We start from the raw sequence: 19,454 nt of genomic DNA, 5'->3' as shown, positions 1-19,454 counted from the left end.
TAGGAGAAGTACAATGGAGATTACCACTCTTCAAATTGTGCTGGTGTTCGTGGTTGCATGTATTGCCGGTATGGAATCGATACTGGACGAATTCCAGTTCCACCGCCCGTTGGTGGCATGTACGCTGGTGGGTATCGTGCTGGGTGATATGAAAACCGGGATTATCATCGGTGGTACCCTGGAAATGATCGCTCTGGGCTGGATGAACATCGGTGCCGCAGTTGCCCCTGATGCCGCTCTCGCATCCATCATTTCAACCATTCTGGTTATTGGCGGGCATCAGAGCATTGGTGCCGGTATCGCGCTTGCCATTCCGCTGGCCGCTGCGGGCCAGGTGTTGACCATTATCGTTCGTACTATCACTGTCGGTTTCCAGCATGCAGCGGATAAGGCGGCTGAAAGCGGCAACCTGACTGCACTCTCGTGGATCCACGTTTCTTCGCTGTTCTTGCAAGCCATGCGTATCGCTATTCCGGCGGTGATTGTCGCTATCTCTGTCGGCACCAGCGAAGTACAGGGCATGCTGAATGCCATTCCTGAAGTCGTGACCAGCGGTCTGAATATCGCCGGCGGCATGATCGTAGTGGTAGGTTATGCGATGGTCATCAACATGATGCGCGCAGGCTACCTGATGCCGTTCTTCTACCTCGGCTTTGTAACTGCCGCCTTTACCAATTTCAACCTCGTAGCACTGGGTGTTATCGGTACGGTAATGGCGATTCTCTACATTCAGCTCAGCCCGAAATATAACCGCTCCGCAGGTGGTTCCGCTCCGGCGGCGGGTAACAATGATCTTGATAACGAACTGGATTAACAGGTGAACGACATGGTTGATATGACTAAAACTCCGACTGAGAAAAAACTCACCCAGAGTGACATTCGTGGTGTGTTCATTCGTTCTAATCTGTTCCAGGGTTCATGGAACTTCGAACGTATGCAGGCGCTGGGCTTCTGTTTCTCAATGGTTCCGGCCATTAAACGCCTTTATCCTGAAAACAACGAAGCGCGTCGCCAGGCAATTAAGCGCCACCTCGAATTCTTCAATACCCATCCGTACGTGGCTGCGCCGGTACTCGGCGTCACGCTTGCAATGGAAGAGCAGCGTGCAAACGGTGCGGAAATTGACGATGGCGCGATCAACGGTATTAAAGTAGGTCTGATGGGGCCTTTGGCCGGTGTGGGCGACCCAATTTTCTGGGGAACAGTACGTCCGGTATTTGCTGCCTTGGGTGCCGGTATTGCCATGAGCGGCAGCCTGCTCGGGCCATTGCTATTCTTTATCCTTTTTAACATTGTCCGCCTGGCGACGCGTTATTACGGCGTGGCTTACGGTTACCGTAAGGGTATCGACATCGTTAAGGATATGGGTGGCGGCTTCCTGCAGAAACTGACCGAGGGGGCATCAATCCTCGGCCTCTTTGTCATGGGCGCCCTGGTGAACAAGTGGACACACGTTAACATTCCAATGGTTGTGTCGCAGATCACCGACCAGACCGGTAAAACGAAGGTGACGACCGTACAGACCATTCTCGACCAGTTAATGCCGGGTCTGGTGCCTCTTCTGCTCACCTTCGCCTGTATGTGGCTACTGCGTAAAAAAGTAAACCCGCTATGGATTATCGTCGGGTTCTTTATCATCGGGATTGTGGGTTACGCAATTGGCCTGTTGGGCCTGTAACCGGGTATGTATTAACCGGGGGCTTACCGCCCCCGGTTTTTATTTTTAAGGAGGATCAATGTCCGTTACGGATAGCGTTCTACTGGCGTTTGTCACCGCCCTGTTTGCTTTCGCCATCTATGACGAATTCGTTATGCCACATCGTCAGGGAGCATCCCTGCTGACTGTCCCCCTGCTGCGGAGAAGCCGCACTGATGGCGCTATTTTCGTCGGTTTGCTGGCGATCCTGATTTATAACAACACGATTAATGGCGGTTCATCTTTAACGTTGTGGTTATTATCTGCGCTAGCATTACTCGGAATGTATCTGTTTTGGATCCGTGCGCCGAAAATCATCTTTAAAGAGCACGGTTTTTTCTTTGCCAATGTCTGGATCGAATATAACCGTATTAAAGAGATGAATTTATCGGAAGATGGTGTGTTGGTAATACAATTAGAGCATCGACGCCTGCTTATCCGTGTGCGAAATATCGACGACCTTGAGAAAATCTATAAAGTTATTGTTAATACTCAATAAGTTAAGATATAGCAAAGTCTATGTTTATCCGTATAAAAAACAAACTAACTTATAGCCATTGCTATATTTAGGGGGAGATTTACCTATATTTATTAACGTTATTTTCACCTATAAATCTAAATGCAAATCGTTATCAACTGGTTATCGAGATTATATTTTTAGGTTGTTGTTTTATATTCTCAAAATATGTTAAGGTGCGTCCGTCGTTGGGGAGTAGCCGATTTCTGCTTATCCAGAAATGTACGTGTCAACATACTCGTTGCAAAACGTGGCACGTACGGACTGTACATGTTCCAGTCAGGCGAGACCATTGGCACATTAACTGCTGTTTACTGGGGGCAGTAATGTGTTTATGGAATTCCCGGTCAGGACGTCACGATGAATCTCTCCGCCACTATTCTTCTCGCCTTTGGCATGTCTATGGACGCTTTTGCTGCTTCCATCGGCAAAGGTGCGACCCTGCATAAACCCAAATTTTCTGAAGCGCTGCGCACGGGACTTATTTTTGGCACCATTGAAACGCTGACGCCACTCATCGGCTGGGGCCTAGGTATGCTGGCAACGCAGTTTGTGCTGGAGTGGAACCACTGGGTCGCATTTGTGCTACTGGTGTTTCTTGGCGGGCGCATGATTATTGAAGGCATACGCGGCGATGACGGTTGCGATGCGGAAATACCGCATCGTCATGGTTTCTGGCTACTGGTCACGACCGCCATTGCCACCAGTCTGGACGCAATGGCGGTTGGCGTCGGTCTGGCTTTTCTGCAGGTTAATATTATCGCCACCGCGCTGGCAATTGGTTGCGCAACTCTGATTATGTCGACCCTCGGGATAATGGTTGGTCGTTTTATCGGCCCGCTGCTGGGCAAACGAGCCGAAATTCTTGGCGGTATTGTGCTTATCGGCATTGGCACCCAGATTCTATGGAGCCACTTCGCTGGTTAATCTTCCCGCGCCAGGCAGTGAATAGTGAAATCCGTCTGGCAGCGGAAGCATTCTGTTGCCGCTAATTTTTCCCATACTTCAGGTTTCGCCCGCCATGCGAATGGCGTCATCTGCAGTAAAGCCACCGCTTCCTGACCGGTAAGGCTCATCTCGTAAGCCAGCGCTCGGGTTTCTACTACTTTAAACCCTTCTATTTCGCCCGTATTTTCAGCATGCAGTTTTACTTCGTCATAGATTAACCCTTTCAGTTCGAGCAAATGGCGAGGCCCGGGAGCAGCGGTAATCACTACGCCACAGGGCTTGATTACACGCGCCAGCTCTTCCGCTTTACAGGGAGCATAGATGCGAACTATAGCGTCTATACTCTTATCTTCAAACGGCAGGCGATGGCTGGAAGCCACAGAAAACATAACCTGCTGGTAGCGTTTTGCCGCCGCGCGGATCGCGGCTTTGGAGACATCCAGCCCAAATGTTTTCACGCCATGATGTCGGGCTATCGCAGCAAAGGCCTGAGTGTAATACCCTTCCCCACAACCGATATCCAGTATTGCATCGGCATGCTCTGGCAATCTGGCCTGTAACAGAACGCCGATGGCATCCCGCAGCGGCTGATAGTGTCCCGCATCCAGGAATGCACGTCGCGCCTGTATCATCTCTGCACTATCGCCGGGATCGCGGGAACGCTTATGCTGTACCGGCAGTAGATTCACATAGCCTTCTTTCGCCAGATCGAATTGATGACGTTGCGGGCAAACGAAGGTGCTCTCGCGACGTTGTAAAGGTGAGTGACAGAGTGGGCAACTGAAAGGCATAAAAACTCCGGAGGGTATTTCTCAAAGGGCGAAAGTGTACCGCCATTTGCCACACGAGGAAATTAAAAAGCCCCGCACAAGTGCGAGGCTTTATGGCTGACTTTAGCGCGCTAAGCGCGTACAAGCTCAGAGGTGTCGAAAATCAGATAGCAGTTACGTTAACTGCAGCCGGGCCTTTCTGACCGTCCTGAATTTCAAACTCAACGTTCTGGCCTTCAGCCAGAGTTTTGAAGCCGTTACCCTGGATTGCAGAAAAGTGTACGAATACATCTTTGCTACCGTCTGCCGGAGTAATGAAACCAAAACCTTTAGACTCGTTGAACCACTTAACTTGACCTTTAATCTTTGCCATTTGAAAAATTCCTTAATGTATATACTTCGCCCGCAGGCATTGACTGAGAAAACTGAGACATTACTGCTTGAGGCACTAATATAAGGTTCGGCAGAGAAGCTGTATTCAACGAAACGTTTTACTCAGGACTTCTTTACTGAAAATGCCACACATAAACAGAACTGTACCTCGATTGACCCAAAACGTGTTATCACACAATATGTAAATTATGGCAAGCCATTTTTAAACATGTCTGGATCCGACGCACAAATTCTAAGGTTATCAAAGCTTCTTCTGCACTTTTATGCATTCCGATGAACGCTATAACAGTCGCCAGTTCCTTATCCTCATGTATCGACAATAGCTGATTTTTCACCACTGCTCAACAGGTTCCATGTGCTCAAATACGCCACAATATGCCTATGTATATAGCGTATATCATAAGAACTTTTTGCGCATAGTTATGCTTTTTTATCGACCAGGAAGATTCTTAAACTATTAAGAAACACAGAGAAACTATTTCCCCGGTTTACTGTGTATAATTGGTGTGCAAATAAACTTTGCCTTGCACCAAAATAATGAATTTATGATGACACTGCCTCATAAAAAGGCAATAAAAACGTTTCGATAAAAATAAAACAATGTCATTTAAAATCACAATCCTTTTGGAGCGAAGCAAGAGTATTAAGCGAGGGGTAAATACTGACCAATTTTCAGGATCCTAAAGTTATCATTATCGATTGCCGCTTCGCTTAATGACAGTTGCAATTCCTTTACCGGTTGATCCAGTGATTCATCAGCCAGCTCAAACACGCCCCAATGAACAGGAAACGCCAGCGGGCTGCCCAGTTGTTGCCATAACGCAACAGCACTTTGCGGATCCATGTGGTGAATTGACATAAACCAGCGCGGCGCATAAGCGCCTACAGGTAATGCAACAGCATCCAGCGCGCCTAAACGCTGCGGAATAGTGAGCAGCTCCGGAGTGTATCCCGTATCGCCAGCAAACCAGAAACGCCCTTCTGCTGATTCAACGACCCAACCACACCATAATGAACGGTTGCGGTCCCATAATGTGCGCATGCTCCAATGTTGTGCAGGTACCGCCGTGTAAACCATTCCCTGAAATATCATACTTTGCCACCAATCCAGTTCCGTTACGTGCCGTGCGCCCAGGCGACGGATCAACGCCCCCACCCCAAGCGGAACGAAGAACTGCACGTCAGGAAAACGGCGCAATAACGCGCGCAGCGTCCACGTATCCAGATGATCATAATGATTGTGGGAAATCAGGATCACATCCAGTTGCGGAATATCTGCAATGGCAAGCGCAGACGGTGTACGACGCTGCGGACCGGCAAAACGGACAGGTGAAGCACGGCGGGAGAAAACAGGATCGGTCAGCAGGTATTGCCCCTGAAGGCGTAACAAAATGCTGGCATGGCCCAGCCACCACAAACCGTCGCTATCGCCAGTGATTTCTACTTTCTGCCACCACTGCTCGATAAAACGTTCATAACCATCAGCGGGAGGACGGGGAAGCCCGGCAGCCTTACGCTCATTGCGCCAGCGCTTAACGTCACCGGGTTGATGTGTGACAGATGCCGTATTGATGAACCCATCAGGGGAGTGATGAGAAAGTGCAGGATTATACCAAGGGTTTTTCCAGACCATCTCATTCTCCTGCGCCTTTAGCGTTCCGCCACTAGACGGATCAAATCCTCATCATCTTCTTTTTCCTGCACTTTAGCAGGGGAAGTTTGCGGCTCTTTTTCGGGCTCGTTGGATTCACACAGACGGCGCAACAGTGCATTTTGCCGTTTTTGCTGATCCAACAGCGCTTCAAGCAACTCAATCTGCTCATTTGTACGCGAGCTGGCACGATTGATAAAGAACCACAGAACCAGCCCAACCAGCAGAACCACCAAAGAAACAACAATAGACGCAATATTAAGCGCGCCCGAATTAATGACTTCGTTCATTTTACCACCTCAATGTTGACGCGACATTTTACCACTGGCGTCAAGGAAGGATACCATTCACTGAGAAATTGCCATTACCAGGGGATGAATTTGTTGACGATGCAGATGCCACTAAAAAATTGTACATCCTGATCGCACATCACGTTAAGCATTTGAGTCCAGAGCAGCAGGCAGCCTACCAGCACGACAATCAGGATCAGCCACTTATATTTTCTCACTCCACTCTCCAGTACATTGTCAGGTATCAACAGGTTAGCATGGCAACATTAAACAGCGACTAACCGTACCTCTATTCGTGATTTTTCGGAATGCATGACTTGTTTCAGTCTATGAATCAGGTAGCTTGAAGATATGATTTAGTATGGAGCAAGGATCTGATATGCGGACAATTATTCGCCCCGTTATCGTTGTTGCGCTGCTGTGGATTGCGCTTCTGTTGAGCGGTTATGGTGTGCTGATTGGCAGTAATGAAAATGCCGGTGGTCTGGGATTACAGTGTAAATATGTAACCGCGCGTGATACCTATACCGCACAATATGTCCATTCGGACATTGGATTTTTCGGGCTGGTTAATTGCCCTCTGCTACGTAAAAGCGACACCGTTATCGACAACGGCTAGCATCGAAACAAAAACCGCCATCATTGTGAGACCAGCTCAATCATGGCGGTTTTTTTCGTCGGTCAGAACGGATACTGGTTATAACCCATCTGTTCAGAAATCTTGCGGGCAGCCTGATGAAGCATAGCCACATATTCATGTAGACGCTCTTCAGAGAAACGCAGCGTCGGGAAAGAGATACTCAGACCAGCGATGACCACACCAAAACGGTCGAACACGGGTACGCCAATGCAGCGCAGGCCTTCCTCCTGTTCCTCATTATCTTCACCGTAGCCTTGTTCCCGCACAACATCCAGCATCGGCAGAAGATCTTCAGTGCTGGTAATCGTACGATCGGTGCTGCGCTTATATTCAACCCCTTCAAGGATCTGCTTAACCTCTTCACGATCGCGCCAGGCCAGCAGCACTTTACCGATAGCAGTACTGTACAGCGGGTTGCGGCGACCAATGCGAGAATACATACGCAAGTTATACATCGAATCTATTTTATGAATGTAAACAATGCTGTCCTCATCGAGTGCACCCAGATGGATAGTCTCTTTCGTCAGACGAGAGAGTTCACGCATCTGGATATCCGCACTGCGGATAAGATCAACGTTTTGCAACGCACGTGCGCCAAGCTCGAACAGCTTAAGCGTCAGGGAATATTTTTCAGACTCTCCTTCCTGCGCAACATAACCCAATGATTTCATTGTTTGCAAAAAGCGATAGACGGTGCTTTTCGACATCATGACACGCTGCGACAGTTCGGTGATGCCGATTTCACGCTCTTCGCCGAGCGCCTGCAGAATGCCAAATACCTTCAATACTGAAGAGACAGAATCTGGCTGCTTGTCCAAATCTGCGATAGCCATTAATCACCTCATCGCGTGTGTTTTAGAAAATTTAGAATCGGTTTTTATTATAAATTCGTCGCTCAACTGCCGCAATGCACGTTTGTCAACTTCCTTAGAATTCTGCGACATAAAGCCCGTTACAAATCTGCGACATCAAGCCCGAATGCAGATGATAGAATCATTATACAAATAACTGTGTGACATTAGCCCTGAAATTAATATGGATAAATCTTCTCCGGACGGACTCCCCGTCCCACTGCGTTATGGCGCAGTGTTGACCATTATTCTTGGTATCGCAATGGCAGTACTTGATGGGACTATTGCCAACGTCGCGCTACCAACTATTGCACGCGATCTCAACGCTTCACCCGCGAGTTCTATCTGGATTGTTAATGCTTACCAGATTGCGATCGTGATCTCCCTGCTCACGCTCTCTTTTCTCGGTGACATGTTTGGATACCGTCGGGTTTATCAGTGTGGTCTGGTATTGTTTACTCTCACTTCCCTGCTCTGCGCACTCTCTGACTCATTACTGACATTAACACTGGCACGCGTGGCGCAAGGGTTTGGCGGCGCGGCCCTAATGAGCGTGAATACTGCACTCATTCGCCTTATCTACCCGCACCGTAGCCTCGGGCGCGGCATGGGTATTAACTCTTTTGTGGTGGCGGTTTCCTCTGCGGCCGGGCCGACAATCGCCGGCGCCATTCTCTCCGTAGCTTCCTGGCAATGGTTATTCCTGATTAACGTACCGCTCGGCATTATTGCTTTATTGCTGGCAATGAAATTTTTACCGCCTAATGCAGCACGTATTTCAAGGCCCAAATTTGATCTGCCAAGCGCTGTAATGAATGCATTAACATTTGGCTTGCTGATTACCGCGCTGAGTAGTTTTGCACAGGGGCAATCAACCAGACTTGTGGTGGCCGAAATAATTGCTTTGCTGATCATTGGCGGTGTCTTTGTGCGCCGACAACTGCGACTGCCGGTGCCACTTCTGCCAGTCGACTTACTGCGCATTCCACTTTTTTCGCTCTCTATCGGCACGTCGCTCTGCTCGTTCTGTGCGCAGATGCTGGCGCTGGTTTCCCTGCCCTTCTTTCTGCAAACCGTGCTTGGACGTAGTGAAGTAGAAACAGGCCTTTTGCTGACGCCCTGGCCACTGGCAACGATGGTGATTGCGCCGCTGGCCGGTTATCTGATTGAGCGTGTGCATGCCGGGTTGCTGGGTGCAATAGGGATGGCGATGATGGCATGCGGGCTTTTCGCACTTGCGCTTCTCCCGGGCTCACCGTCAGATATCGATATCATATGGCGTATGGCGTTGTGTGGTGCTGGTTTTGGTTTGTTCCAGTCACCAAACAACCACACCATTATCACTGCGGCACCGCAACAGCGCAGCGGTGGTGCCAGCGGAATGCTCGGTACAGCACGGTTGCTGGGGCAAAGCACCGGTGCTGCACTTGTGGCATTAATGTTCAATATGTTTAACACTCACGGCACACATCTTTCATTATTGCTGGCAGGTACGCTGGCTACCGTAGCGGCCATCATCAGCGGGTTACGGATCTCACAGCCGAAAGCAGAGTAATTAATCCCCCTCTTCCGCGGGGGTTTAGGGATGATAAAAAAGCGCGCCGGTGGCGCGCTTTGCATTTCCTGCCGCTGCGTTATTTTAGATACTCACCTGAACGCAGTGCTTCAATGCGTTTGTCCAGCGGCGGGTGTGTCATGAATAGCTCACTCAGCGATTTAGATTTACCGTTGATGCAAAATGCCATCATGCTACTCGCCTCCTGCGGCTCATAACTGGTTTTCAGACGCTGCAACGCAGCAATCATTTTCTCGCGGCCAACCAGTTTTGCAGAGCCAGCATCAGCATGGAACTCGCGATAGCGGGAGAACCACATAGTAATAATGCTGGCCAGAATACCGAACACCAGCTCCAGTACGGTTGCAACCGCGAAGTAGATCATCGGATTGCCGTTGCTCTCTTCCCCATCATCGCGATTGCCGCTGAGGAACCCGGCTGCAACCTGCGCGATTATACGTGAAATGAAGATCACAAATGTGTTCACGATCCCCTGAATCAGCGTCATTGTGACCATGTCGCCATTGGCAATATGGCTAATTTCGTGGGCAATCACCGCTTCGGCTTCGTCACGGCTCATGTTCTGCAGCAAGCCGGTGCTGACTGCCACCAATGAGGCATCACGGCGCGCGCCGGTCGCAAAGGCGTTAATATCCGGTGCATGATAAATGGCGACCTGAGGCATAGCGATACCCGCCTGGCGAGACTGTTGCGCCACGGTATCCATCAACCAGCGTTCCATATCGTTACGCGGTTGTTCGATCACTTCACCACCCACCGATTTGAGTGCCATCCATTTCGACATCAACAGTGAAATGAACGAGCCGCCAAAACCAAACAGCAGCGCCATAATCATCAAGCCCTGAACGCTGCTCGACTGAATGCCCGTCAGGCTAAGCACCAGGCCGAATACCAACATCACAGCCAGGTTAGTCAACAGGAAGAGCGCGATTCGCATCATAATTTTCTTTTAACCTCAAATTAACAAAACGCACAATGCGGTTACCCACATCGTATGGGTATACGCGCCATTTTCAAGCATCAGAGTGTCGTAAGTCACCAGAAAAACACAACTTTACATTTTGTAGCATAATACTTACGCCAGTAAAGATGCGTTAAAAAAACAGGCACAATTTCTTGTGCCTGTGGGGGGATTACTTCGCGGGGACAGGGTCTTCTGCGGGTCGATCCTTTTCCTCATGCGCCAGGTCAAGCGCGATATGTACCGTCTCGTCGAGGTACGGATCCGGTTCCTGATAATCCTTCGGCAGATCATCCAGTTTTTTCAGCAACGGTTTACCCTCACGCTTGAAGCGGTCGTTGAGACGTGAAAGACGAATTGCATCATCTTCGGCGTTCTCTTTCTCACGTTGCGCCAGATTCAGCGATACAATATTGCGTTTATCTTTCAGAGCATTAAAACGTGCGATGTCCTTCATGATGTACTGGAATTCAGGATCTTTCGCAATTCGCTCTTCATGTTCCTTCAGCAACGTCGGCCCGAACGGTTTCAAATCACCAAACTTCACAAAAGTGGCAGCTTTTATGCTGTCCCACGGCAGTGCATTGTCTTCGAATTTTTCCCCAGTCTCTGTCACCTGCGTGCCGGTCGGCATAATGATATCCGGCGTCACGCCCTTGCGCTGCGTGCTGCCACCGTTAACACGATAGAATTTCTGGATAGTGTATTGCACCGAACCCAACGCTGGCCACTCAGGACGCAACATCTGATCGTAAATCCGGTTAAGCGAGCGATATTGCTGAACGGTGCCTTTACCGAAAGTCGGTTCGCCAACAATCAACGCGCGACCATAATCCTGCATCGCCGCCGCAAAGATTTCCGATGCCGAGGCACTAAAGCGGTCAACCAGCACCACTAACGGGCCTTTATAATAGACCACACCGTCCGTATCACTGTCTTCGCGTACTTTGCCGTTATTATCGCGCACCTGCACAATCGGTCCGGACGGAATAAACAGACCGGAAAGCGACACAGCTTCGGTCAGCGCACCGCCGCCATTGCTGCGCAAATCAATAACCACGCTGCTAACGTTCTGTTTTTCCAGCTTTTGCAATTGCGCTTTAACATCATCAGTTAGCCCAACGTAGAAACCCGGAATATCCAGTACGCCCACTTTTTCTTTGCCGACCGTCTTCACGGACATTTTCACGGCACGGTCTTCCAGACGAATACGCTCACGCGTCAGCGTCACAATGCGCGTTTTTGTTCCCTTACCTGCCGGCAAGATTTCGAGGCGCACTTTGCTGCCTTTCGGCCCTTTGATCAGAGCAACCACATCATCAAGACGCCAGCCAATGACATCAACCATGTTCTGCCCGGATTGGCCGACACCAACAATACGATCGCCAACGGTAATCGCTTTGCTTTTCGCCGCAGGACCACCAGCAACCATCGAGTTGATCACGGTGTAATCATCGTCTCCCTGCAGCACTGCGCCAATACCTTCAAGCGAGAGGCTCATTTCAGTATTGAATTGCTCAGTATTACGCGGTGAGAGGTAATTGGTATGCGGATCGATTTCATGAGCGAATGAGGTCATTGCCAGCGAGAACACATCTTCGCTATTGGTCTGCGCCAGCCGGCGAATCGCAAATTTATAGCGGCGAGTCAGTGTTTCACGGATCTCTTTATCATCTTTTCCGGTGAGTTTCAGGTTCAGCTCATCATACTTAACTTTGCTGTCCCACAGCGAGTTCAGCTCCGCCTCATCTTTCGGCCACGGCGCTTTGCTGCGGTCTAAGTTAAAGGTGTCGTTGCCACTGAAATCCATCGGCCGTTCCAGTACTTTCAGTGCATACTGATAACGTTCAAATCGACGCTTTTGCGCAAGATTGTACAGGTCGTAGAAAACGTCCAGTTTCCCGCTGCGCAGCTCATCGCCGAGCACGCCTTTCTTTTGCGAAAACTGCTCAACATCGCTGGCAAGCAGCACATTGTGGCTGTAGTCGAGCAAGTTGAGGTAGCGGGTAAAGATCTTCGCGGAGAAAGCTTGATCCAAATCGAACTGACGGTAGTGAGAACGGGTGAAACGTGAGGTAACGCGTTCACTTACTGTCGCGTGCTGAGTCTCTTCCTTCAAAACCGGAATTTGATCGGCACGGGTGATATCTTCCACAGCGATAGCATGGCCTGTTACGAATAACAGACCCACTAACGCCGTGCGCTTAAACAAAGTGTTCATGCAAGGCCAAGCCTCCGTTTCAGAACAATAAATGTTCTGCGCGTACGATCATCGACATACCCGAACTAAGCTGTACGCGAACGCCATCTTTAGTGATTTCCAGCACCGTAGCATCCATCGCATTGTTCCCCGCTTTCACCTTCAGGTTCTGGCCCACGCTCAGTACAGATAAATCTGAAACAGGAGTATGGCGCTCTTCCTGCTGCGTCGCCCGTGGCGTTTTCGCAACAGGTTTGTCTGCCCGAGGTTTACGCTCGGCACCCTCTTTACGACGTGGAGCCGGACGGGCTTTACGTTCGCGACGCGGTGCGTCTTCCTGACCCGCAGCAGCGGCAGCTTCTCGTTTTTTAGCTTGCTGTTCAGCGCGTTGCGCCTGAACACGCGCTTTAGCTTCTTCAAGCTGCTTGCGAGCGTGCTCTACGTGTTGCTCATCCAGCACACCGCAGGCGTTGCCATCGAGATCGACGCGAGCCGCCCCAGCTTTGATACCGTACAGGTAACGCCAGCTTGAAGTATAAAGACGTAAGGCGGAACGGAGTTGGGTTTTGCTGAGATTCATCTCACCCTCAACGCGCTCAACCAGATCCTGAAAAATACCGATTTTCAGGGGACGTGCTTCACCTTCAGCACTGAAACAGTGAGGAAAGCGTTCGGCCAAAAAAGCGATAACTTCTTTACTGCTATTCAACTTAGGTTGATTTTCCATGAAATTTCCTGATTACAACGGACGTTGCCAACAAGCGCAGGCATGAACAGGCGTCATTATAATGACGCATTCAGTAAATGCTACGTTATCCGCTGATTATCCTGCGACGGTGGCAAAGATTTTTTGATAATCGGTCGCCGCGAGAACATTTTCCAGATGTGAAACCAGCTCGCTCAACCCTTGTTCATCCTCAGCCGTGAAGCGAGAGAAGACCACGCTATCGATATCCAGTACACCAATAATCTGATCATTCACCATAACAGGGAGTACGATTTCAGCGTTACTGGCGGCATCACAAGCGATATGTCCGTCAAATTGATGAACATCTTCCACGCGCTGCACACGCGCTTGTGCCACTGCCGTTCCACAGACGCCGCGACCAACAGGGATACGAACACAGGCGACTTTGCCCTGGAACGGCCCTAACACCAGCGTATCACCTTCCAGCAGGTAAAAGCCCGCCCAGTTCACGCCATCAAGACGCTCAAACAACAGCGCACTGGTATTCGCCAGAGTGGCTAAAAAACTGGTCTCACCTGCCATTAACGCCTGAAAATCGCGATTAAGATCCGCGTAAAATTCTGTTTTGTTCATTACCTGACCGTTTTGCTTTGTAACTTTGAGAAACTGCTTAGCCTATTAAAATAAGCATTAAATGCGTTGATGCTCAAGATGTTCCATTCATGAGTTAAGATAGTTTTATCCAAACCTTTTCTGAAGCACGCAATGGCTCTCAAGATACAACACATCAGACCTACCAAAAAAATTGCCGTTCATCAGGTTGGTGAAGCACTACCCCGCGCACATTATCAGCGCTGCCCGCAATGCGATACGCTTTTTGCGTTACCGATTATAAAATCGCACCAAAGTGCATTTTGCCCCTGCTGTGATGCGAAAGTGCGTGACGGTCGCGACTGGTCATTAACCCGCCTCGGCGCAATGGCCATCACCATGATCTTACTGATGCCCTTCGCCTGGGGTGAACCGCTGCTGCATCTCTATTTACTCGGTGTGCGTATCGATGCCAACCTGCTGCAGGGGATCTGGCAAATGACCATGCAGGGCTCGCCACTCACCGCTGCCATGGTGCTTTTTTGCACCGTTGGCGCGCCGCTGGTACTGGTGACGGCCATCGCCTATCTGTGGCTTGGCAACATTCTGGGAATGAACCTGCGCCCGGTACTATTAATGCTGGAGAAGCTCAAAGAGTGGGTCATGCTGGATATCTATCTGGTCGGCGTCGGTGTTGCCTCCATCAAAGTGCAAGATTACGCTTTCCTGCAGCCAGGCGTTGGGCTGTTTGCGTTCGGCTCTCTGGTCGTTCTCAGCATCATGACGTTAATCCATCTCAATGTGGAGCAACTCTGGGATCGTTTCTATCCTCAACGGCCCGCAAAACGGCCGGACCAGAAGCTGGAAGTGTGTCTGGGCTGCCATTTCACCGGTTTTCCTGATATTCGGGGACGCTGCCCGCGCTGCCACATTCCACTGACCCATCGACGCAAGCAGAGTCTGCAAAAGTGCTGGGCGTCGCTGATTGCCTCTTTTATTTTGCTGTTTCCGGCGAACCTGCTGCCGATTTCAATAATTTACGTGAATGGTTCCCGTCAGGAGGATACCATTCTCTCCGGTATTATTTCGCTCGCTCACAGCAATATCGCGGTGGCTGGTGTGGTATTTATCGCCAGTATTCTGGTGCCGTTTACCAAGGTTATTGTGCTGTTTACATTGCTTGTCAGCATCCATTTTAAATTTGAACAGGGGTTACGCACTCGCATTCTGTTACTGCGCTTCGTGACGTGGATTGGGCGCTGGTCGATGCTCGATCTGTTTGTCATTTCATTGATGATGTCACTGATTAATCGCGACCAGCTACTCGCTTTTACCATGGGACCAGCCGCGTTTTATTTCGGCGCGGCGGTAATTTTGACTATTCTTGCTGTGGAATGGCTGGACAGCCGCTTACTTTGGGATGCACATGAGTCAGGAAACCCCCGCTTCGCCGACTGAAGCGCGAATTAAAACGAAACGGCGCATTTCGCCGTTCTGGCTGTTGCCGGTCATCGCCCTATTGATAGCAAGCTGGCTTATCTGGAGCAGCTACGAAGATCGCGGCAACACCATTACCATCGATTTTATGTCGGCTGATGGCATCGTCGCCGGGCGGACTCCGGTGCGCTATCAGGGCGTCGAGGTCGGGACTGTTCAGGACATTCGTCTCAGTGACGATCTGAAAAAAATCGAAGTGCGCGCCAGTATCAAATCGAATATGAAGGATGCGCTGCGCAACGAAACGCAGTTCTGGCTGGTCACACCTAAAGCCTCGCTGGCAGGAATATCCGGTCTCGATGCGCTGGTCGGCGGCAACTATATCGGCATGATGCCTGGTAAAGGCGACCCGCAGGATCACTTTACTGCGCTGGATACGCAGCCGAAATACCGGCTGAACAATGGCGAGTTGATGATCCATCTGCACGCTCCGGATCTCGGAGCGCTGAACAGCGGTTCGTTGGTCTATTTCCGCAAAATCCCGGTTGGCCGCGTTTACGACTACTCGATCAATCCCAATAAACAGGGTGTCACTATCGACGTGTTGATCGAGCGCCGCTTCACCAACCTGGTGAAAAAAGGCAGCCGCTTCTGGAATGTCTCCGGCGTGAAAGCCGATGTCAGCCTGAGTGGCGCGAAAGTGCAGCTTGAAAGCCTGGCGGCGCTGGTTAATGGCGCGATTGCATTTGACTCTCCGGATGAATCACAGCCTGCGGTGCAGGATGATGAGTACGGATTATACGAAGATTTAGCGCACAGCCAGCGCGGCGTACTGGTGAAGCTTGACCTGCCCGGGGGACAAGGTTTGAAAGCCGGATCGACACCGCTGATGTATCAAGGGCTGGAAGTGGGGCAGTTGACCAAAATCGACCTCAATCCGGGAGGGTCGGTCAGTGGTGAAATGACCGTCGATCCGAGCGTTGTTAATTTGCTGCGCGACAATACCCGTATCGAAATGCGTAACCCGAAGATTTCGCTCAGCGATACCAATCTCAGCTCGTTGCTGACCGGCAGTACGCTGGAGTTGATACCAGGCGAAGGCCAGCCGCGCAATCAATTTGTCGTGTTGCCAGCAGATAAAAACCTGTTGCAGGAACCGGGCGTGATTACCCTGACACTTACTGCGCCGGAAAGCTATGGTATCGATGCCGGACAACCGCTGGTGCTGCATGGTGTCAAAATCGGCCAGGTGCTGGAGCGTAAACTAACGAATCAGGGTGTCACTTTTGCCATCGCTATCGATCCGCAATATGGCGACCTGGTCCACGGCGACAGTAAATTCGTGGTGAACAGCCGCATTGATGTCAAAGTTGGGCTGGATGGCATCGAGTTTCTCGCTGCCAGCGCCAACGAATGGGTAAACGGCGGCATCCGCATTCTGCCCGGTGTGAAAGGCGAAATGAAAAAGAGCTATCCGCTGTTTGCTAACCTCGATAGAGCACTGGAAAACAGCATCAGCGATCTGCCCACCACAACGTTGACGCTGACGGCAGATACCCTGCCGGACATACAGGCCGGTTCGGTCGTTCTCTACCGCAAGTTTGAAGTGGGTGAAGTGATCAGCGTGCGCCCGCGCGCCAATGCCTTTGATATCGATCTGCATATCAAACCCGAATACCGCGATTTGCTAACCAGCAACAGCGTCTTCTGGGCTGAGGGCGGCGCGAAAGTACAGCTTAATGGCAGCGGGTTGACAGTTCAGGCCTCACCGCTTTCACGCGCCATCAAAGGCGCCATCAGTTTTGACAATCTGAGCAGCGCAAACCGGGAACTGAAAAAGGGAGAGAAGCGCCAACTTTACGCCTCGGAAACCGCGGCTCGCGCCGTCGGCGGGCAAATCACACTGCATGCGTATGACGCCGGGAAACTCGCGGCGGGCATGCCGATCCGTTATCTGGGCATCGATATCGGCCAGGTCCAGGAGCTGCACTTGATCACTGATAAAAATGAAGTGCAGGCGAGCGCGGTACTCTATCCGGAATATGTACGGAACTTCGCGCGCAACGGCTCGCGTTTCTCGGTGATCACGCCACAGATATCGGCGGCGGGTGTCGAGCATCTGGATACGTTGTTGCAGCCTTATATCAACGTCGAACCGGGCCGGGGCGATATGCACCGCGATTTTGAAATTTCAGAAGCGACGATCGCCGATTCCCGTTACCTTGATGGCTTGAACATTATTGTTGAAGCACCGGAAGTGGGCTCAATAAATATCGGTACACCGGTACTGTTCCGCGGAATTGAGGTAGGTACGGTGACCGGAACGACACTGGGCACCTTATCGGATCGTGTGATGGTGGCGATGCGCATCAGCAAAAACTACCAGCATTTGGTGCGTAATAACAGCGTATTCTGGTTGGCTTCCGGCTATACGCTGGACTTCGGTCTGGTCGGTGGTGTCGTCAAAACCGGGACATTCAATCAGTTCATTCGCGGCGGTATTGCTTTCGCCACGCCGCCGGCGACGCCGCTGGCACCGAAAGCGCTGCCGGGCAAACACTTCCTGCTGCTGGAAAGCGAGCCGAAAGAGTGGCGCACATGGGGCACAGCCCTTCCCCGCTAACCTTCCCTTCCCATCTCCGGCGTGTCTGCGCCGGAGCCTTTATGCTACACTGCGCGCCTGTTTTTCTCCTTGTGGTGCGCCCCGTGGCTCAAAACGCTGTCTACCTTCCTGACGAATTTCTCGCACAAATGCGCCTGGTAATGCCAGAACATCTCTCTTTCGATGAGTTTATCGCTGCCTGCCAGCGCCCGCTACGCCGCAGCATCCGCGTCAACACGCTGAAAATTTCCGTCGCCGATTTTCTCACCCTTGTCGCCCCTTATGGCTGGCAACTGACGCCGGTACCGTGGTGCGAGGAAGGGTTCTGGATCGAGCGTGATGATGAAGAAGCGCTGCCGCTGGGCAGTACCGCTGAGCACCTGAGTGGGATGTTTTATATTCAGGAAGCCAGCTCAATGTTGCCGGTTGCAGCGCTGTTTGCCGATGGTGAAATGCCGCAGCGCGTGATGGATGTCGCCGCCGCCCCGGGCTCCAAAACCACGCAGATCGCCGCGCGGATGAACAATTCCGGGGCCATTCTTGCCAACGAATTTTCCGCCAGCCGCGTCAAAGTGTTGCATGCGAATATCAGCCGCAATGGCATCCGCAATGTGGCCCTGACCCATTTTGATGGCCGCGTATTCGGCCAGGCGTTACCGGAGATGTTCGACGCCATTCTGCTTGATGCGCCTTGCTCCGGCGAAGGTGTGGTGCGTAAAGATGCGGATGCGCTGAAAAACTGGTCCGTAGCCAGCAATATTGAAATTGCAGCCACGCAGCGTGAACTGATTGATAGTGCTTTTCACGCGCTGCGCCCCGGCGGCACACTGGTCTATTCCACCTGCACGCTCAACCGCGACGAAAATGAAAACATCTGCCACTGGTTACGGGAGCAGTACCCGGACGCCGTCGAATTTCTGCCGCTGGATGGGCTGTTTGCCGATGCCGCTCGTGCCTTAACAGCAGAAGGTTTCCTGCATGTATTCCCGCAACTTTACGACTGCGAAGGCTTTTTTGTCGCCCGTCTGCGTAAAACAGCAGCGGTCAAGCCTTTACCTGCGCCGACTTACAAAGTAGGTAACTTCCCCTTCACACCGCTCAAAGCAAAAGAAGCAGCACAGATCTCAACGGCCGCCGCCGCCATCGGTTTACGCTGGGACGGCAGCCTGCGCCTGTGGCAGCGCGATAAAGAACTGTGGCTGTTTCCAACCGAAATTGAGCCGTTAATCGGCAAAGTCCGCTTCTCGCGCATTGGTCTGCGTCTGGCGGAAACGCACAACAAAGGGTTTCGCTGGCAGCATGAAGCGGTAATTGCGCTGGCGGGTCAGGGTAACCCACGGGCGTTCTCCCTGACACTGGCCGAGGCGGAGGAGTGGTATCGCGGACGCGATATTTACCCGCAAACAGTGCCAGCGCGTGATGATGTCATTGTCACTTTCCAGGGACAGCCGCTGGGTCTGGCGAAAAAGGTGGGAACGCGCCTGAAGAATAGTTATCCGCGTGAACTGGTACGCGATGGCCGATTGTTTGCCAGCAATGCGTGACGGCGCACAAAAAAACCGCACCTTCTGACTGGCATCTTTCTCCGTGTTGTACCAGGCTCAAATTTGGGCGACCATCTGGTCGTACCACATTTCAACGTT

Annotated in this window: 19 protein-coding genes and 1 pseudogene; 9 read left to right on the top strand and 11 right to left on the bottom strand. The window is 51.2% G+C overall.

All coding sequences use genetic code 11. The features are described 5' to 3' along the window. The first annotated feature begins 13 nt into the window (after positions 1–13). From BM427_RS17775 to mntP, 4 genes are all read left to right on the top strand, one after another. Complete coding sequence (locus BM427_RS17775; RefSeq protein WP_090123736.1) at positions 14–814, top strand: PTS mannose/fructose/sorbose transporter subunit IIC; 801 nt, start codon at positions 14–16, stop codon at positions 812–814. A gap of 12 nt (positions 815–826) precedes the next feature. After that, entirely contained in the window at positions 827–1,678 is an 852-nt protein-coding gene (locus BM427_RS17770; RefSeq protein ID WP_167518502.1) for a PTS mannose transporter subunit IID, read from the top strand. A 58-nt stretch (positions 1,679–1,736) separates the two neighbouring features. After that, on the top strand, positions 1,737–2,195 hold the full coding sequence (locus BM427_RS17765; RefSeq protein ID WP_090123732.1) for a DUF986 family protein: 459 nt from the start codon (positions 1,737–1,739) through the stop codon (positions 2,193–2,195). Positions 2,196–2,573: 378 nt separating this feature from the next. Further along, complete coding sequence (gene mntP / locus BM427_RS17760) at positions 2,574–3,140, top strand: manganese efflux pump MntP (RefSeq protein WP_090123730.1); 567 nt, start codon at positions 2,574–2,576, stop codon at positions 3,138–3,140. Here the strand turns inward: mntP and rlmA are convergent. From rlmA to mgrB, 6 genes and pseudogenes are all read right to left on the bottom strand, one after another. Then, positions 3,137–3,952 (bottom strand): 23S rRNA (guanine(745)-N(1))-methyltransferase, encoded by an 816-nt coding sequence (gene rlmA / locus BM427_RS17755; RefSeq protein ID WP_090123728.1) that lies wholly within the window; start codon positions 3,950–3,952, stop codon positions 3,137–3,139. The two genes, mntP and rlmA, sit on opposite strands and share 4 nt — an antisense overlap. A 142-nt stretch (positions 3,953–4,094) precedes the next feature. After that, positions 4,095–4,304, bottom strand: a complete 210-nt coding sequence (cspE, locus tag BM427_RS17750; protein ID WP_001062678.1) for a transcription antiterminator/RNA stability regulator CspE — start codon at positions 4,302–4,304, stop codon at positions 4,095–4,097. Between the two features lie 12 nt (positions 4,305–4,316). Beyond that, positions 4,317–4,457 (bottom strand): annotated as a pseudogene (locus BM427_RS25470) (DUF2627 domain-containing protein). A 510-nt stretch (positions 4,458–4,967) separates the two neighbouring features. Beyond that, positions 4,968–5,957, bottom strand: coding sequence for an MBL fold metallo-hydrolase (locus BM427_RS17740; RefSeq protein ID WP_090123727.1), 990 nt, complete (start codon positions 5,955–5,957; stop codon positions 4,968–4,970). A gap of 17 nt (positions 5,958–5,974) precedes the next feature. Further along, positions 5,975–6,265, bottom strand: a complete 291-nt coding sequence (locus tag BM427_RS17735) for a YebO family protein (protein WP_090123725.1) — start codon at positions 6,263–6,265, stop codon at positions 5,975–5,977. Between the two features lie 74 nt (positions 6,266–6,339). Next, the gene (mgrB, locus tag BM427_RS17730; RefSeq protein WP_007371630.1) at positions 6,340–6,483 is read right to left on the bottom strand and encodes a PhoP/PhoQ regulatory lipoprotein MgrB; all 144 of its coding nucleotides are present in this window, start codon (positions 6,481–6,483) and stop codon (positions 6,340–6,342) included. A gap of 161 nt (positions 6,484–6,644) precedes the next feature. Here mgrB and BM427_RS17725 point away from each other — a divergent pair, with 161 nt between their 5' ends. Beyond that, complete coding sequence (locus BM427_RS17725) at positions 6,645–6,884, top strand: YobH family protein (protein WP_090123723.1); 240 nt, start codon at positions 6,645–6,647, stop codon at positions 6,882–6,884. Positions 6,885–6,946: 62 nt separating this feature from the next. Here BM427_RS17725 and kdgR read toward each other — a convergent pair whose 3' ends face one another. After that, positions 6,947–7,738, bottom strand: a complete 792-nt coding sequence (gene kdgR / locus BM427_RS17720; protein ID WP_007371628.1) for a DNA-binding transcriptional regulator KdgR — start codon at positions 7,736–7,738, stop codon at positions 6,947–6,949. 202 nt (positions 7,739–7,940) lie between these two features. Here kdgR and BM427_RS17715 point away from each other — a divergent pair, with 202 nt between their 5' ends. Further along, a complete protein-coding gene (locus tag BM427_RS17715) occupies positions 7,941–9,311 on the top strand; it encodes an MFS transporter (RefSeq protein WP_090123721.1) in 1,371 nt (456 codons plus the stop codon). 79 nt (positions 9,312–9,390) lie between these two features. Here BM427_RS17715 and htpX read toward each other — a convergent pair whose 3' ends face one another. The 4 genes from htpX to BM427_RS17695 all read right to left on the bottom strand — a co-directional run bounded on the left by htpX (position 9,391) and on the right by BM427_RS17695 (position 13,814). Next, entirely contained in the window at positions 9,391–10,272 is an 882-nt protein-coding gene (gene htpX, locus BM427_RS17710; RefSeq protein WP_090123720.1) for a protease HtpX, read from the bottom strand. Positions 10,273–10,465: 193 nt separating this feature from the next. Next, the gene (prc, locus tag BM427_RS17705; RefSeq protein ID WP_090123718.1) at positions 10,466–12,514 is read right to left on the bottom strand and encodes a carboxy terminal-processing peptidase; all 2,049 of its coding nucleotides are present in this window, start codon (positions 12,512–12,514) and stop codon (positions 10,466–10,468) included. Positions 12,515–12,533: 19 nt separating this feature from the next. Continuing rightward, on the bottom strand, positions 12,534–13,220 hold the full coding sequence (proQ, locus tag BM427_RS17700; RefSeq protein ID WP_090123716.1) for an RNA chaperone ProQ: 687 nt from the start codon (positions 13,218–13,220) through the stop codon (positions 12,534–12,536). A 96-nt stretch (positions 13,221–13,316) separates the two neighbouring features. Continuing rightward, on the bottom strand, positions 13,317–13,814 hold the full coding sequence (locus BM427_RS17695; protein WP_090123714.1) for a GAF domain-containing protein: 498 nt from the start codon (positions 13,812–13,814) through the stop codon (positions 13,317–13,319). Positions 13,815–13,946: 132 nt separating this feature from the next. Between BM427_RS17695 and yebS the strand changes: the two genes are divergently transcribed. The 3 genes from yebS to rsmF are packed head-to-tail and all read left to right on the top strand — an operon-like array spanning position 13,947 to position 19,355. After that, positions 13,947–15,230, top strand: coding sequence for a membrane integrity lipid transport subunit YebS (gene yebS, locus BM427_RS17690; protein ID WP_090123712.1), 1,284 nt, complete (start codon positions 13,947–13,949; stop codon positions 15,228–15,230). Beyond that, positions 15,199–17,832, top strand: coding sequence for a PqiB family protein (locus BM427_RS17685; RefSeq protein WP_090123710.1), 2,634 nt, complete (start codon positions 15,199–15,201; stop codon positions 17,830–17,832). Before yebS ends, BM427_RS17685 begins: the two co-directional genes overlap by 32 nt. 41 nt (positions 17,833–17,873) lie before the next feature. Next, entirely contained in the window at positions 17,874–19,355 is a 1,482-nt protein-coding gene (gene rsmF / locus BM427_RS17680) for a 16S rRNA (cytosine(1407)-C(5))-methyltransferase RsmF (protein WP_090123708.1), read from the top strand. The last annotated feature ends 99 nt before the right edge of the window (positions 19,356–19,454 follow it).

Source organism: Kosakonia arachidis (assembly GCF_900116535.1).
Classification (GTDB): Bacteria; Pseudomonadota; Gammaproteobacteria; order Enterobacterales; family Enterobacteriaceae; genus Kosakonia; species Kosakonia arachidis.
Note: the sequence above shows the minus strand (reverse complement) of the source record. Positions and strands in the feature narration are given on the sequence as shown.